The sequence below is a fragment of the Marinomonas colpomeniae genome (assembly GCF_014803385.1).
Taxonomy (GTDB): Bacteria; Pseudomonadota; Gammaproteobacteria; order Pseudomonadales; family Marinomonadaceae; genus Marinomonas; species Marinomonas colpomeniae.
Map to the genome: position 1 here is coordinate 281,237 of NZ_JACYFC010000002.1, position 15,495 is coordinate 296,731.

Below are 15,495 nucleotides of genomic sequence, written 5' to 3' on the forward strand. Positions count from 1 at the left end.
TGAATACAGAATTTGTATAACGAGTGAAAGGCTCTAGATCTAAAGGTTTAGAGAAAAGCAAAGCGTAAGAAATGTGGAGGTAAAAAGAGAAAATTATTTTTCAAAATACTTTTTCAGAGTGGATATTCGGTAAATTAGTCAGCCTATTTCCGATGAATTTTTTTATGATTTTAAGTTTGATAGGTGTTGAGGGTGAAAGCCACCGACTGCTGGGAGTCAACCGATGGCTTTCAAATGACGCTTTTTACTTTTTTTTATCTGATGCTTTTATTAACACAGAAGTGTCTTGGCGACCCCGTCCTTCAGCCATAAGATCTTGATAGTTTTGATCGACTGTTTGAGTGAGAGGTAACGAGACCCCCATTTTTTTAGCTTGTGATAAGCAGAGTCCTAAGTCCTTATGCATCCACTCAATGGCAAAACCAAAATCGAATTCATCTTTCGCCATTGTTTCGCCGCGATTCTCTAACTGCCAAGAACCTGCCGCGCCATGTTTTAGCGTATCAACCAAGGTTGCAATATCTAGGTTTGCCTTTTGAGCAAAACGAATTCCTTCAGATAAACCAGATAGCACTCCACCAATCAGAATTTGATTAACCATTTTGGCTATTTGTCCATTACCAACAGGCCCCATTAATGACGTTGCTTTGGAATAGCAGTTAAGAACAGACTGAGCTTTGTCTAAATCGCTTTGGTTACCGCCAATCATAACGGTTAAAACGCCATTCACAGCTCCAGCTTGACCACCAGAAACTGGTGCATCCATAAAGAAGAAACCACGTTCTTGAGCGATTTGATGAAGTTCTTCAGCGACTTCTGCCGATGCTGTCGTGTGATCAATAAATAATGTACCGGCTTTAGCATTTTGAAAAGCACCATCGGTACCAAGATATACGGCACGTAAATCATCGTCATTACCGACGCAGGTTAAAACAATGTCAGCATCTTGAGCGGCGAGTGCAGGGGATTCTGCATACGTTCCTGAGTATTCTGCAACCCAGTTTTGTGCCTTTAAAGTGGAGCGGTTATATACAACAACAGCGTGACCCGCTTTGCTTACATGTCCTGCCATTGGATAACCCATTGTGCCCAGCCCGATGAAACTTACTTTCATGGTTTTTACTCCCGTCGTTATTTATTCAGTATGGGTTAATCATACTGATTGCTTTATTAATTACGATATACAAAAAGTAAGAAAATAGAGCATACAGAGGCTTATTTTGAGTAAATATGTCGACTTTATAGGTATTTACCGCAATACAGTGAAGGTGTTATCTGTTGAGATTTTCTGTGGATAACTATGTGTAAGAAAAATTGGACGGGTGATTATTTCGTAGTAATGCAAGTTTTTGTAGGTAATCGTGCATATTTCGTACAAATTTGACCTTTTATCTTTGTACTGCAATTTCTTAAGTATTTTGTCAAGAGTGGAAAAACAATTAATACTATAAATAGCGCTTTCGAATAGACAATAATTGGGGGCGATCTATGCTTTAATAATTTCTATATTAGAATGTTTAAATATATAAATATCATGTAAAACAATTAGTTATTTTTATTTTTAGTTTATTTCAATATTCCAAGTCACCCGTTAACTGATGATTTTGTTATTCATCTAAATGTACATTATTTGCTTTGATTGGCGACAAAACGTTCTCAGAAATGAGAGAAAGGTATTTGTTGTTAATAGTCGTATTTTGGCAGCGTGGTTGAAAATATTGAGGTTTTTCAACGGTTATGTTGACGCTAATTGTCAAAAGAGCTCGTTGGGGATAAAAAAATTGACTTGTGATCTCAGCAAGAGACGAAATAGCAAAATTGAGATTTTTCTGCATTTCTTATCTCTCAGCCCGTTTATCTATGTTTTTTGTTGCATTGAATGTCCCAACATTGAAAGATTTCCTCAAATTGTTAACCGCTAGCCTCAAGATTCAAATATCAGCTTTCTGTACGGCTTATGGATTAGCTAAGTTGTTTCTATCCGCTGGAAATGAGTCATTTCATAAGATGTAGTGAATGTAATGGGGCCTTTATTAATAGAGAGTTTCAACTCCCTGATAGTTGAGGATGCTTAATAACGATTGAGTAGGTTTTCTGTCTGTAATAACACAATCATAGTCGCTGATTTTCCCCCATAAACAACGAGATTCGGTTTCGAACTTTGTACTATCAATAACTAATATACGATAATGACAATGATCGATTAAGGCTTCTCTTGCCATAACTTCTTCATCTGTAAAATCGAATAAGTGACCTTGTTTATTACTAGCAGCAACAGAGAAAATACCAATATCAGCTCGATAACGTTGGAAAAATCGCATGGCATCTCCACCAATGATATCTTGGTCTCGCATTCGTACTTTACCTCCTGAAATTGTCAGTTCACAATCTGGATGCTCGCATAAATTTCGAGCAGCATGCAGGTTGGTAGTCATTACTTGTAAACCTTGGAAGGCGCTTAGTTGACTGGCTACCTCAGCCACGCTTGAGCCACTACCAAGAAAAATAGATTGATAGTCTGCTATTTTGCTAACGCACAAATCTGCAATACGTTTCTTTCCCTCCGCATTACGAATTCGCCTTTGGTCAAAGCTGATATTTTCCCTATGAGGGAAAGGAATGACTTCGCCATGACTGCGTAACAGCAAGCCTTTTTCAGCTAATAGTCGAATGTCTGAACGAATGGTTTGTACTGATACCGAAAACTGATCGGCAACGGCTTGTAGCGTTTGTCGTCCTTGCTCATTAACCCATTGAATAATTTCGTGATGGCGTTGATTCATCGCTCAATCCTTTTTTAATTATGTTTTTCAAAGTCGATTTTCGAAACGAAAGTAAGTCATCGTCAAACGAAAATATTTTGTCACTATAGTGTCAAATTGTGTCGGTATTGTTGCAGCTCACTTATCAAAAAGAGAGTTTCCCAATGACCATTAAGAAGACTTTATTGATATGCGCAGCCGCACTTGCTTTACCATTATCTGCGCAAGCTCAAGATGTATTGACTCTGTACACGAGCCAACCAAACAAAGATGCACAAATGACAGTGGATGCTTTTGAAGCGGCCAACCCGAATATTAAAGTGGAGTGGGTTCGCGACGGCACGACGAAATTGATGACTAAATTACGCGCAGAATTGTCTTCTGGTGTTGTGAAACCTGATGTTTTACTCATCGCTGATAGTGTGACAATGGAATCTATGGTGTCAGATGGTTATCTGGAATCTTACTTAAGCCCTAATCGCGCAGAATATGAAGACAGCTTGTACAGTGATAAAGGGTATTACTACGGTACTAAGCTAATTACGTCGGGTATCGTTCGTCATAAAAACGCCCCGCAATCACCAACCGATTGGTCTGATTTCATCAAGCCTGCTTATAAAAATCAGGTTGCTATGCCAAGCCCTTTATATTCTGGTGCGGCTCTAATCCATCTTGCGACGTTAACAGATGAAAAAACGCTAGGTTGGAATTACTACGAGCAATTGCATACGAATCAAGTGAAAGCGCAAGGTGGTAATGGTGGTGTCCTAAAAGCTGTTGCATCTGGTACCAAACCTTATGGCGTCATTGTTGATTTCTTAGCCATTCGAGAAGCCGCTAAAGGCTCACCGATTGAGTTTATTTTCCCTAAAACAGGCGTGTCCATGGTGACTGAGCCGGTTGCGATTATGAAGGGCGCAAAAAATAAAGCAGCGGCAAAACGGTTTGTTGATTTTCTTTTGTCGAAAGAAGGTCAGCAGTTGGTATTGGAACAAGGTTACTTACCTGCACGAGGTGACATTGGTGTACCTGCAGGATTTCCTAAGCGTGATGATATTCGTTTAATGCCATTTGATGCCGCTAAAACACTAGAAAACAACGAAGCAAATAAAACTCGTTTTAGTAAGATCTTTGAAGGTTAAGAAATATGACACCTTCTTTGATCAAAGCACGCTTTGTAGATGGACCTTCCATGGATAGCCAGCTTCGCTGGTTATCCATAGGATTGTTCGTTTTAATTGCAGCATTAAGTGTTGTGCCGAGCTTACGTTTGCTGGTGGAGGCTCTAAGTCAAGTTACCTTATCAGCGTCCTCACCTTTGGCAGAAGTCTTGCGTAGCGAGCGAACTTGGATTGCGTTGGGGAACAGTTTTTATACTTCAGGCCTAGGGACTTTAATTGCTGTTCTTTTGGGTTGCGGTTTTGGTTTTGTAACAACGTTAACTAACATCCGTGGTCGTGCGATTTGGGTGTTCTGTTTTATGTTACCCATGATGATTCCGCCACAAGTAACGGCACTGAGTTGGTTACAGCTATTTGGACCGGCAAGTCCTATCTTAAATACGCTCGGCCTTGCACCTGCATTAGGTAGTCCACAGCCAATGTATTCCGCAGAAGGTATTGCCTTGTTGTTAGGTATACAAAGTGCACCGTTAGTCTATCTTGCACTTCGAACTCAGCTTATTGCTCTACCGCAGGATTTATTAGAAGCAGCACAATTAGCAAAGGCCTCTCCGTTTCGTGTTTGGATTGACATCATTGTGCCTCTTTGTCGTAGTGCTATTGTTGCTGGTGCTGCGTTGGCTTTTGTGTCTTCACTGGGGAATTTTGGCATTCCTGCCATGCTCGGTATTCCTGCCGGTTACATTGTTTTACCGACTTTGATTTATCAGCAAATGGCTGGATTTGGCAATGATATGCTGAGTCAAGTTGCAGGTCTGTCGATGATCATCGCGCTATTAGTGTTAGCGGGTATGTTGCTGCAGCAATGGTTACAGCAACGTAGTCGTTATTCCTTATTAGGGCACACTGCTCAGTCTATTTCTTTTCGTTTACAACGCTGGCGTTTACCTCTTGAATTATTACTCGCCTCGATTCTGTGTTTCATTTTAGTGGCGCCGTTATTCGCTTTGATCGTGAGTTCTTTGGTGCCTGCTTTGGGCATGCCTCTCACATTAGACACACTCACTTTCTCCGCTTTTTACGAAATGATAAGCCGTCAGGGTGTCACCAAGCGCGCTTTTGAAAACAGTGTTTTTCTTGCTTTCGTAAGTGCTTTTGTCCTGATGGTTGTTTCTTTGCCATTGGGTTATCTCTTGATGCGTTTGCCAATGCGTACCAGAGCGGTGATCGCCAGTTTGATCGAAGTGCCTTATGCCATTCCCGGCATTGTCTTAGCGATTGCCTTTATTTTGTTGTTTGCCAAACCTCTACCTTTTATCGAAGTAAGTTTGTACGGCACCTTAGGGATTATTTTCTTAGCGTACCTTTCTTGTTTTTTAAGCGTGTGTCTGAAACCCGTATTGAGCGCAATGTCACAGTTAGATCCAGCTCTAGAAGAGGCGGCTCAATTAGCGGGTGCACGACCACTTAAGCGATTGGTCGATATTATTTTACCGCTCACTGCCCCCGCTTTTTTTGCGGGTGGTTTGTTGGTTTTCCTTATCTCGATAAATGAGCTGACGGTTTCCGCTTTATTATGGAGTGCAGGAAATGAAACATTAGGGGTACTGATCTTCAATTTAGATGAAAGTGGTGACAGTGTGCTTGCTTCTGCTATTGCCGTGCTGGTTGTGATGCTGGTGGCTGGGCTAATGAGTTTACTGAGCCTGTTTGCTCCTCGACTGCCGAAAGGAGTTATTCCATGGCACGATTAGTATTAGACAATATTCATAAGTCATTTCACGGGGAATCTGTGGTGAAAGGTTTAAACCTAACCATTGAACCCGGTGAATTTGTTGCGTTACTTGGTCCAAGTGGTTGTGGGAAGTCCACTATTTTAAGAATGTTGGCTGGCTTTGAACCTGTTTCCGACGGGAAGATCCTTCATGGAGATATCTGTCTTTCTAGCAGTAAGCAGCATGTATCAACGGAAGACAGAAATTTCGGCATGGTCTTTCAATCGTATGCGCTTTGGCCACATATGAGTGTGAAAGACAATGTGGGCTACCCGCTTAAGGTACAAAAAATCAAATCGGATGAGCGTGACAGACGCATTCAAGAAGCGTTAGAAATTGTCCAGCTTGAAGAATACGCAGGTCGATTACCTGCGCAACTTAGTGGTGGACAGCGACAACGTGTAGCACTTGCCCGTAGTTTGGTTACTGAACCTGATGTTGTGCTATTTGATGAGCCGCTTGCTAATTTAGACAGACATTTACGCGCAAAAATGGAAGAAACTTTTCGTGCGTTCCATAAACGAACTGGCGCTACCATAGTGTATGTGACCCACGATCAGTCTGAAGCCATGTCACTTGCAGATCGGATAGCTGTATTGAAGAAAGGGGAATTAGTGCAGTGGGGAACGCCTCAAGCGCTTTACGCCACGCCGAAAAATACTTGGTTAGCAAACTTCATTGGTCGGGGTTCAGTGTTGAAGGTGAGCGAAATCGCACCTCAACAATACGTTAACAGTACAGACTTGCATGATTTGATTGAAAGGTATTCTTCTGAACAAGTATTTAGCTCTGTACTGGTCAGGCCCCAAGATATTAATTTTGTACCTATAGGTGACCTATCTATTGTTGTGACAGTAAATAACTGCATCTTCCGTGGCGAGAGATATGACGTAGAGCTAACACTAGAAGACGGTCAAAAATTGCTTACTTACAACGATATGCCGATGACAGTGAATAGTCAGCATCACATTCGTCTTGAGCAAGCGTGGTCACTTGAGAGTGAATCATGAAGGTTAGTATTGATATCCTCAGTGGCGCAGGTCGAAAAACAGCGGCTGCGATTTTAGTGACTTATCAAGCCTCTCTTGAGTCACAGAAAATTCGTTTTTTATTGGATGCTGGCGGTGCATTAGAAGTTGGTGAAGTCAAAGGCTGGACTCAACCAGATAATTTAGATGCCATTTTTATTTCTCATGATCATGAAGACCATATGGGTGGACTTAAAGACATAGACGGAAACGTTCCTGTCTATGCGACAGCACCAGTTCAACCATGGCTTCCTAAACATCTCAATATGCATGAACTACCTGTGAGTGGAACGATTTCTGTATGTGGAATTGAAATTACTACAGGGTCTGCTGGGCATTCATTTGGTGGAGTGTGGCTGCATCTAAATATAGGGAATGGCGTGTTTTACAGTGGTGATTTTAGTTTAGAGTCAACCTTGTACCCATTCACTATGCCTCCTAAAGCAAGTGTATCCCTGCTTGATGCTTCTTATGGATTATATGACCACTCTCTTGAGCAAGGTAAGCAATCGTTGCTGACGTTTTTAAATGAGGACAAGTCTCTGCTCATGCCAGTGCCCCAAACAGGGCGGGCACTAGAAATTGCTTGCTGGTTAACTTCTATAGGCATCGAAGATTGGACGCTAGGAAGTGATTGTCTATCACCAGAAATGGCATTGGCCGCTCCAGTAGACAGTATCTGTGAAGGCGCTCGCTTAATATTGAAGGATATAAAACACCAGCCATTTAACCCTAATGCCAAAGTGATTTTATGTGGTGACCCTGATGGCATGAGCGGCATTGCTGCGGAGCTGTTATTACAGCCAGAATATTACTTACCTGTTTATACGGGACATCTTCCTGAGCATGCTCGTGAAGCGGTTAGCGAGGACAAAGCATATTTTGTACGTTGGAATGTACATCCGCGTAAACAGGACTTAAAACGTCTTATTGACCACCTAGAATGTGATACCTGTTGTCCTCTTTTTAATGGCATGAAAGACCTACAAGAGTGGCGAGCCGCGCTTGGTCCAAGTATCACGTCACAAACCTATATCGAGCAAACCTATGAAATTAATCCGTAAACCCTTCGTGTTCGCCCGTCATGCTCAAAGCACATTTAATGCGGCTCACCTCATTGGTGGTTTTACAGACAGTCCACTTAGTGAGCATGGTATTGAGCAAGCAAAAAATGCCGCACCGATTTTGAGTGATGCATTAAATAACGATTTAAACAGTACTAAATGGAGTGTTGTGGTTACCAGTACCTTACAACGAACTCAGCAAACGGCTTTTTATGCTGTACCTAATCAGACGATAACCCCTTATGAACAGCTTAAAGAAAGGAATTGGGGGGATTTAGAAGGAGTTCCTATAGAGCAGCAATTGCCTTATGAAGTGACGCCACCGAATGGCGAGCCTTGGGACACTTTTGAAACGCGAATCATCAATGCGCTAAATGATATTTTACGACAGTATCCGCAACCTCTTATTATTGCTCACTCTGGCGTTTATAGAGTGTTGAATAATGTGATTAACGGAACACCTTATTGTCCCAGAATTGGCAATGTTTCACCTATTTCTTTCATACCTAGCCAAGATGAAAATGGCTGGAAAATCACTCCCCTTAAAGGAAATTCGATATGACCAAACACGCTGTTATTGTTGACTTAGATGGCACACTTGCAGAATTTGACCACACTCAAGTTGCCCACTGGGTGTTGGGTGCAGAAAAACATTGGGATCCGTTTTTTGAACATATGAAAAATGCACCTGTGATTGAAAATATTTTGCGGTTGGTCACTATTCTAAAGCAACAAGGGCAATCTATTTTGATTTGTAGTGGTCGCCCTGAATCACACAAACAACACTCTATAGAATGGATGCAGCGGTATAACGTTCCTTTTGATGGCGTTTATTTACGTCCCGAAAATGCGGATGAAGTGCCTGATGAAGAGGTGAAAAAAGTTCTTTTACAGAAAATTCACAATGATGGGTTCTCGCCTTGGTTAGTATTAGACGACCGAGATGCGGTAGTGGCTGGGTGGCGTAATTTAGGATTGACATGTTTGCAATGTGCGCCGGGAGATTTTTAATCAACATAAACTCTACTATATAGCCATTCATCTTGTCTCAAGTTAGCATGGAGCCCCTTTTCTTAGAAGGCGCTCCATGTTTCAAAGGATAGATATTAAGCGACTTGTCCTGCCTCAGATCTTTCTTGGTTATGCATAGCTCCTCTGGAAAAACGCTCCCAATCACCAGCCTCCATATAAGGCGCATTGTTTAACGGTTGATTATATAAATAAATCCAACCTGGACCATAAGGTGAAAAAACACGCTTTCGAGTATGAGTTGAGGTTTTGATTTCTTCTGGGTCGTAGTTCTCAAGGCGATCCAACTCTTCCAACACTTCTTCTGATATTTCATACCATTCTACTCGAATACGACCACTGTCATCGTGGGTAAAGACAACACCTGGAAGCTCACCTAAGTTGTACATGCGAAATCCAGTCAACCAACCATGACCGATGCGTTTGCATTCGCTAATTAATGAGTGATTATTTAAACCCTCGCGAAGAGTTCCATATACAGCAACAATGGTGGTCGGCATGAATGTAGTCCGTTTATTAGAAGTGAAAGTGCACAAGATGAACTTGCTGAGAGCCCATTTCAAGGTGCTTAGAGGAAAATTACACTGCCATGACACATCCTTGAGCCATTCATGAGGTTACTTGCATTTATGTGCACTATAGCGCCTAAATCAGATAGATTAAGCGTGAGCTTTTTCATGGTCGAGTAACCACTTTTTGCGTTCTAATCCGCCAGCATATCCGGTTAGACTTCCATCTTTTCCAATCACTCTATGGCAAGGAATAACGATAGCAATACGGTTCATTCCATTGGCTCTTGCAACCGCGCGAACGGCTTTTGGGTTGTTCAATCGAGTGGCTTGTTCTTGGTAACTTGCGGTAGTAGCAAAGGGAATATCACACAAAGCTTTCCAAACGGACTTCTGAAATTCTGTCCCTGGTGTATGAAGCTTCACAGTGAAGTCTTTTCGTCGGCCGAGGAAATACTCTTCCAGTTCTTTTTTCATCTGCTTAGTGTGAGTATTTTCGCCAGCCATGATAGGCGCTTTCAGGCGGCGCTGTAAGTCTTCGAATTCTGTTTCAAGCATACGGCGATCTACAAACTCCAAAAGGCAAATTCCGTCGTCTGAGGCACACACAAACATAGGGCCAATGGGTGTGGTGAGTCTATCGATTAAAATCACAGGGTTCTCCAAATTTAATGTGGGCGAATGGCCCAACAGCTTTTTAAAAGTGTAACCGAAACCACTCAAAGAGTCGTAGCCTGAATCTAACGCTGTGTTGGTCGCTGTTTTACCATTCTTTAATTCTTGAAAAGCATAATTGATTCGGTACATACGTTGAAAGGTTTGAAACGTCATGCCGTAATGCTGATTAAACCAACGACGTAAAAAAATAGGACGAATGCCTGCTTCGACAAGTTGCTCATCGGTGATTTTTGCTTTGGTGCAATCTCGCACAAGATCCATCGCGGCTTGAACTTCATAAGGCGCTTCATGAGCATTTTGGGTAGGACGACAGACTTTACAAGGACGAAAGCCCGCGTCCATCGCATCTTTAAAGTGAGTATAAAACAACACATTTTTACGCTTAGGTTTGCGGGCACGACAGGTGGCGATACAAAAAATTGATGTGGTTGTCACGCCCACAAAAAACACGCCGACATAACTCGATGTACGGTTTATCAATGCCTGATAATAATGATCGGCTTGTTTTTCATCGGTTATTAACATGCTTACACTCGTTGGCGTTTTCTCTGTGCTATGGAATACAACACTCAGTCATCTAAGGTTAAGCCATCGTACTTAAAAACGACAACCGAAAACTGGACGAGTATTTTTATAAAGTGTTTTATGAAATTGTTTAGCAGTTGAATTAGAAATAACCTTTTGTTTGTCATTGGTTTTTTCCTTATTATGCGGCCTCTTTTGATTTTCTTCTGACTCGTATTTGGTAGTTTAAGGGCGATGTTATGGATTACAGCTTATTTACTGTGACTTTGTTGATGGGCACAGGATTTGTGGCCGGTATTATTAATACGCTTGCTGGTGGCGGTTCTAACCTGACCTTACCCGCATTAATGGTGATGGGGATGCCAGCAGACATCGCTAACGCCACCAATCGGGTTGGCGTTTTTCTGCAAAATGTCACAGCAACATTTGGTTTTCGTAAAGCCAAAAAGCTCGATACTGTCGACATCCTGCCTGTGATGATACCTTCTTTAGTTGGTGGTGTAGTTGGGGCTTTTGCTGCGAGTTACGCGCCAGAAGCTTGGTTAAAACCTTTACTCCTTGGCGCGATGATTAGCATGACGCTCATTATGATTGTTCGTCCAGCCATGATTGCGCCACCAGAAGGTACGGTTCCATTTAAAGTCAGAGAAAAACCGAGCGCTTGGATCGCCTTATTTATCGCAGGGGGTTACGGTGGCTTTGTTCAAGCGGGTGTTGGTTTTATCTTGATTGCGGCGCTAGCAGGGACATTACGTTATGACTTAGTACGTACTAACGCTTTAAAAATGGTCTGTACACTTGGTTTTACTGCGTTAGCGCTTGGCGTGTTCATTTGGAATGACCAAATCCTTTGGATTCCAGGATTAATACTGGCATCTGGAACTATGTTGGGTTCATACCTTGCGGTTAAGCTCGCGATAAAAGCTAACCCAAATCATCTCAAATGGTTTTTATTAGTGATGACAATTTGCGGTAGTACTGCCGCTTTGTTGAGTGACTAATGGTTTATTATTTTTCCTCTTAAGTAGTTATTTTCTATTAGTTTTTATGACTTTTTTACAATATATATAAGTCTTACATTTTTAGTCATTTCTAATGGCGATTAAGCTGACAAAATAGTATCGTTGCTCCCGGTACCGACGGAGCACTAGTTTATATAAAAGTAGCCATAAAGCTTTATGCGTTATGACGTCAAACTTCTCTTTAAATACACTACTTAGCTTTCACTCGATTTATCCTATTAACAATGGAACTAATTCACACAGCCTTACAAAGACTGTGCTTTAGGAGATGCAAATGGCATTTGATTATGGATCAATTGATCTAGGTTTAAAAAATCCTTTCAAAAAAGAAGGCGCTATAACCGCCATTCGAGGTGCTATACAAATAGTACTTGGTGTTTATCTATTGATAGCTGCCGTCCCTCTTATAAAAGAGAGTCCTATCTCTGGATGGATATTTGTTGTTTTCAGTGGTGGACTACTGACCATTGGTATTCGAGCATTAGGTAGTGGCATTTATGCAATGTTTCGATATTATGTCGGCCGTAACCACCCTACATCTCTTGCGCATAATTATAGTAAAAGTGAATCTAGTACCGCTGCAGAAGAAAAAAAATCGGTCGCTTATAGTGGGCAAGAATTAGAAGAAATGTTAATAGGTCGAAAAAATACGACTTTCGTTGAACCTAAAGGCTTTCTTGCTCGGTTGCTTCATAGCTTAGTTCCTAAACTTCTATTTATGCCCTATCTGATTCGTAACCTTATTCAGAAATTATTTGGAGCTTGGATAAAAACAGTTGCTGCTTTAGTTGCTTATGCCGTGGTTGCTTTTATTTCTTTAACTGGCTTAGCAGGCAGTGTTGGAGAGCTTGCGTTTCCTGTTTATTCCGTCATTTTACTGCTCTACGTCATTTCAGTTTGGGTTCAAGTTAGTCGAGGCCTTAGTCGACAAGCAGACAAAGAGGTTGAATCTCTTGGTTCTGGTGCTATCGTTAAAATCGTTATTTGGTCTGTGTTATTGCCAGTAGGCGTTGCAGCATTGATTGGTTGGACCCTTAGCAATATCAATATGTCTGAACGACAGCTGGCTGATATTATGGCTCATCTACCAAGTCTTCACACATATGCTTATTTGATAGGCCTGTTTATCATATCCACCATTGGTACAGGTATTGTTTTAGTGATGCTTAGTAAAAGGTTGGCTCATGCTAACCCGGTTACTGAAGTATCTGAGTTACGTGAAAACTGGCAAGAATCAGTACATCCAAATGATATTTTCATTAACTTAGAAAACTTGGTCTTAGCGAACTTACGTTATAAAGAAATGCCAAACCGTGTCTATCACGAACTTAAACCTATCCTAAATGAGCAAGTTCAAGGCAAGGGTGATTTTAAAGGCAAAGTAATACAAGAGATTCAACCTAAGTTTAGTCCAATGAATTTGGGTCGTGGTTTTTCTGGCTCAAGAATGCTGGCACTAATTAGTGGCAATGTACTTTTCATTATCGCTAGTATTGTTACTTTCTTGATGGCCTACGCCGTATTAGATACCTTCAATATTTATCAAAATATGCGTATTACTAATTTGGATCGTTTCTTTAGAGACTCAAATTTTGCTAATTTTGTTGATTCATCTATGTGGGTTATTCACTTATGCTTAATTGGTTTGATTGCCAAATCGTTTGCGCAAATGCTGAGTAAAGCTGCTCATATATTCTTTGCCGAATTACAATTTGAGTCGTTACTTGTTTATTTTAAATGCGAAGGTACTTTTGCTGAATCTACTATGTCTACTGGCGGCGGCATACATGATAGTACTCGTTCAGAAAACAGAGTAGTAAGAAGCAGTATTACACCTTGGATTGTTGTATCAAGAGTTGTTTCTACTACTTTCGCAGGCATAGGTATGAAGAATCTTGAGTATTCGAGACATATTATGGAAATGCATAAAGATGATGATCAACTTGCTGAAATTCGAGCTGATGTGGTTGGGTTCTTGAAGGATAGAGAGCTGATTGCTTCCATTACCAGTGAGCGTGATATTGGTAATGCATCGCAACTTTATCAACTTAATGAACAAATGCGTTCGCATGGCTCAAAACCAGCACTTGAGGGAGATGATACTAAAAAATCCCTTCAGCAAGATGAGAGTGCAGCTGGCTTTTTACGTAACGCAGAACAATTAGCCGATAAAGAATAATAGCTGCGTTATTTTACGTTATGAAAGTAAGTGTCTTTACATACTTTCATAACGTAATTCCCTTCTCTTAAAACGACCTCCTCTTATCGTTAGTACTTTTAACGTCTATTTTTTGTAGCACTTCAGTGATGTATAGATATTAATATTTGAGGAATGAGTATTTAAGCTTTATCTTATTTGTATTCAATCCTGAATAGTGAAAAGAGACGTAGTCGTATGAAGGAAAAGGAATATCACGGAAGTTGTCATTGTGGCAGTGTGCAATTCAAAATTGTCACAGACGCACCAGAGCTCACAACCTGCGACTGCTCTATCTGCATCAGAAAAAACGCCTTAATGGTGAAAGTACACGAAACCCAATTTGAACTCATCAAGGGGGAAGATAGCCTTACTGAATACCAATTTCACACCCATACCGCGCGACACTTTTTTTGCAAAACCTGCGGTACCTATCCCTTCCACAGAAAGCGAGTTTCGCCTGACTTCTTTGGTATTAATGTCCATTGTTTAGAGGGGTTTGATATCGAAGGCATTCCAGTCAGAGCAACTGTTGGCGCGGGAATGGCTTGATGCTATTTACCTAGTAATTGGAGTGAGATTCAAAGACTATTCGAACCCCACTCCAATCTTAAAAAACTCAAACCCCACTCCAATCTTAAAAAACTCAAACCTCTCCAGCATTAATCAACATACCTTGTGGGCTGGTGTCGAATAATAAGACTCGGTTCAAATCCACAGATAACGAGATATTCTCTTGGCGTTGTACGTGTGAGCGTAGGTCTAGTCTTGCCTTAGCGTCTTCGCCACCTAATTTGAACATAATTTCTTTATCGAAGCCGAGGTTTTCTACCAAATCCACTTCTATGTCGTTGAATTCAAAAAGGTTGTCACTTGGTGACCTCTTTAAAGATAAGGCGCTGTCTTCAAAGAAGTCTGGACGAATACCGACTAAGACCGTTTCGTGAGAAGCTAAATTATGCATGTCGACATTCGCTATTTTTGAGGCTGGAATTCGATATTTATCGAACACCAAGTCTTCGCCTTCTATTTTGGCTTCGAATAAATTCATAGCAGGCGAACCGATGAAGGTTGCCACAAACGTATTGGTCGGCTGTAGATAAATCTCCATCGGAGTACCGACTTGTTCGACAACACCATCTCGCATTACCACGACACGGTCTCCTAGTGTCATGGCTTCGATTTGGTCATGAGTCACATAGATTGCCGTCATGTTGTACTGGTGCTGAATACGGGCGATCTCTGTACGCATGTGATGGCGAAGTTTGGCATCTAGGTTAGACAAAGGTTCGTCAAACAAATAAACGTCTGCATCGCGCGCTAAAGCACGACCCATGGCGACACGTTGGCGCTGGCCACCTGATAAATCTGCAGGTTTTCTATCTAGGTAATCATCAAGTTTGAGCATTTCCGATACATCGGCTAATTTACGTTTAATCGTTTGTGCATCTGCGCCAGATTTTTTCAAACCAAAGACAATGTTTTCACGCACGGACATGTGCGGATACAAGGCGTAATTCTGAAACACCATAGCAATATTACGTTTGTGCGGCGGTAAATCATTAATCGCTCGGTCACCAATTTGAATATCGCCTTGGGTGATGTCTTCCAGTCCGGCGACCATACGTAATGTGGTGCTTTTACCGCAGCCACTTGGGCCAACTAAGACAACGAATTCACCATCTTTAACTTCAAGGTTAAGATTTTTCACTATTGGCAAATTGCCATAAGACTTGTTTACGTTTCGTAAAATGACTGAACTCATAATTCTATTCCTTCTAAAAT

The 15,495-nt window shown here is 41.3% G+C and carries 14 protein-coding genes; 9 read left to right on the top strand and 5 right to left on the bottom strand.

The genetic code is table 11. The features are described 5' to 3' along the window. Nucleotides 1-244: 244 nt before the first annotated feature. On the bottom strand, nt 245-1,114 hold the full coding sequence (locus IF202_RS06495; protein ID WP_191594075.1) for an NAD(P)-dependent oxidoreductase: 870 nt from the start codon (nt 1,112-1,114) through the stop codon (nt 245-247). Nucleotides 1,115-2,033: 919 nt separating this feature from the next. Beyond that, the gene (locus tag IF202_RS06500) at nt 2,034-2,783 is read right to left on the bottom strand and encodes a DeoR/GlpR family DNA-binding transcription regulator (RefSeq protein ID WP_191594076.1); all 750 of its coding nucleotides are present in this window, start codon (nt 2,781-2,783) and stop codon (nt 2,034-2,036) included. Between the two features lie 143 nt (nt 2,784-2,926). Here IF202_RS06500 and IF202_RS06505 point away from each other — a divergent pair, with 143 nt between their 5' ends. The 6 genes from IF202_RS06505 to IF202_RS06530 are packed head-to-tail and all read left to right on the top strand — an operon-like array spanning nt 2,927 to nt 8,761. After that, complete coding sequence (locus tag IF202_RS06505) at nt 2,927-3,904, top strand: ABC transporter substrate-binding protein (protein ID WP_191594077.1); 978 nt, start codon at nt 2,927-2,929, stop codon at nt 3,902-3,904. Between the two features lie 50 nt (nt 3,905-3,954). Then, on the top strand, nt 3,955-5,637 hold the full coding sequence (locus tag IF202_RS06510; protein ID WP_191594601.1) for an ABC transporter permease: 1,683 nt from the start codon (nt 3,955-3,957) through the stop codon (nt 5,635-5,637). Continuing rightward, nucleotides 5,625-6,668, top strand: a complete 1,044-nt coding sequence (locus IF202_RS06515) for an ABC transporter ATP-binding protein (RefSeq protein WP_191594078.1) — start codon at nt 5,625-5,627, stop codon at nt 6,666-6,668. The genes IF202_RS06510 and IF202_RS06515 overlap by 13 nt, the downstream gene beginning before the upstream one ends. Next, the gene (locus tag IF202_RS06520) at nt 6,665-7,750 is read left to right on the top strand and encodes an MBL fold metallo-hydrolase (RefSeq protein WP_191594079.1); all 1,086 of its coding nucleotides are present in this window, start codon (nt 6,665-6,667) and stop codon (nt 7,748-7,750) included. The genes IF202_RS06515 and IF202_RS06520 overlap by 4 nt, the downstream gene beginning before the upstream one ends. Beyond that, a complete protein-coding gene (locus IF202_RS06525) occupies nt 7,734-8,312 on the top strand; it encodes a histidine phosphatase family protein (protein WP_191594080.1) in 579 nt (192 codons plus the stop codon). The genes IF202_RS06520 and IF202_RS06525 overlap by 17 nt, the downstream gene beginning before the upstream one ends. Continuing rightward, nucleotides 8,309-8,761, top strand: coding sequence for a phosphatase domain-containing protein (locus IF202_RS06530; protein WP_191594081.1), 453 nt, complete (start codon nt 8,309-8,311; stop codon nt 8,759-8,761). Before IF202_RS06525 ends, IF202_RS06530 begins: the two co-directional genes overlap by 4 nt. Nucleotides 8,762-8,856: 95 nt before the next feature. Here the strand turns inward: IF202_RS06530 and IF202_RS06535 are convergent, their stop codons facing one another. Beyond that, on the bottom strand, nt 8,857-9,279 hold the full coding sequence (locus IF202_RS06535) for a gamma-glutamylcyclotransferase family protein (RefSeq protein ID WP_191594082.1): 423 nt from the start codon (nt 9,277-9,279) through the stop codon (nt 8,857-8,859). 159 nt (nt 9,280-9,438) lie between these two features. Beyond that, nucleotides 9,439-10,491, bottom strand: a complete 1,053-nt coding sequence (locus IF202_RS06540; RefSeq protein WP_191594083.1) for a bifunctional transcriptional activator/DNA repair enzyme AdaA — start codon at nt 10,489-10,491, stop codon at nt 9,439-9,441. A gap of 239 nt (nt 10,492-10,730) precedes the next feature. Here IF202_RS06540 and IF202_RS06545 point away from each other — a divergent pair, with 239 nt between their 5' ends. From IF202_RS06545 to IF202_RS06555, 3 genes are all read left to right on the top strand, one after another. Further along, complete coding sequence (locus IF202_RS06545; RefSeq protein ID WP_191594084.1) at nt 10,731-11,492, top strand: sulfite exporter TauE/SafE family protein; 762 nt, start codon at nt 10,731-10,733, stop codon at nt 11,490-11,492. A gap of 295 nt (nt 11,493-11,787) precedes the next feature. After that, nucleotides 11,788-13,692, top strand: coding sequence for a hypothetical protein (locus tag IF202_RS06550; protein ID WP_191594085.1), 1,905 nt, complete (start codon nt 11,788-11,790; stop codon nt 13,690-13,692). A gap of 216 nt (nt 13,693-13,908) precedes the next feature. Continuing rightward, nucleotides 13,909-14,262: a GFA family protein gene (locus IF202_RS06555; RefSeq protein WP_191594086.1), complete on the top strand. Its 354-nt coding sequence runs from the start codon at nt 13,909-13,911 to the stop codon at nt 14,260-14,262. Nucleotides 14,263-14,356: 94 nt separating this feature from the next. On the opposite strand, the gene IF202_RS06560 is transcribed toward IF202_RS06555, so the two are convergent. Beyond that, complete coding sequence (locus IF202_RS06560) at nt 14,357-15,475, bottom strand: ABC transporter ATP-binding protein (protein WP_191594087.1); 1,119 nt, start codon at nt 15,473-15,475, stop codon at nt 14,357-14,359. Nucleotides 15,476-15,495 lie beyond the last annotated feature (20 nt).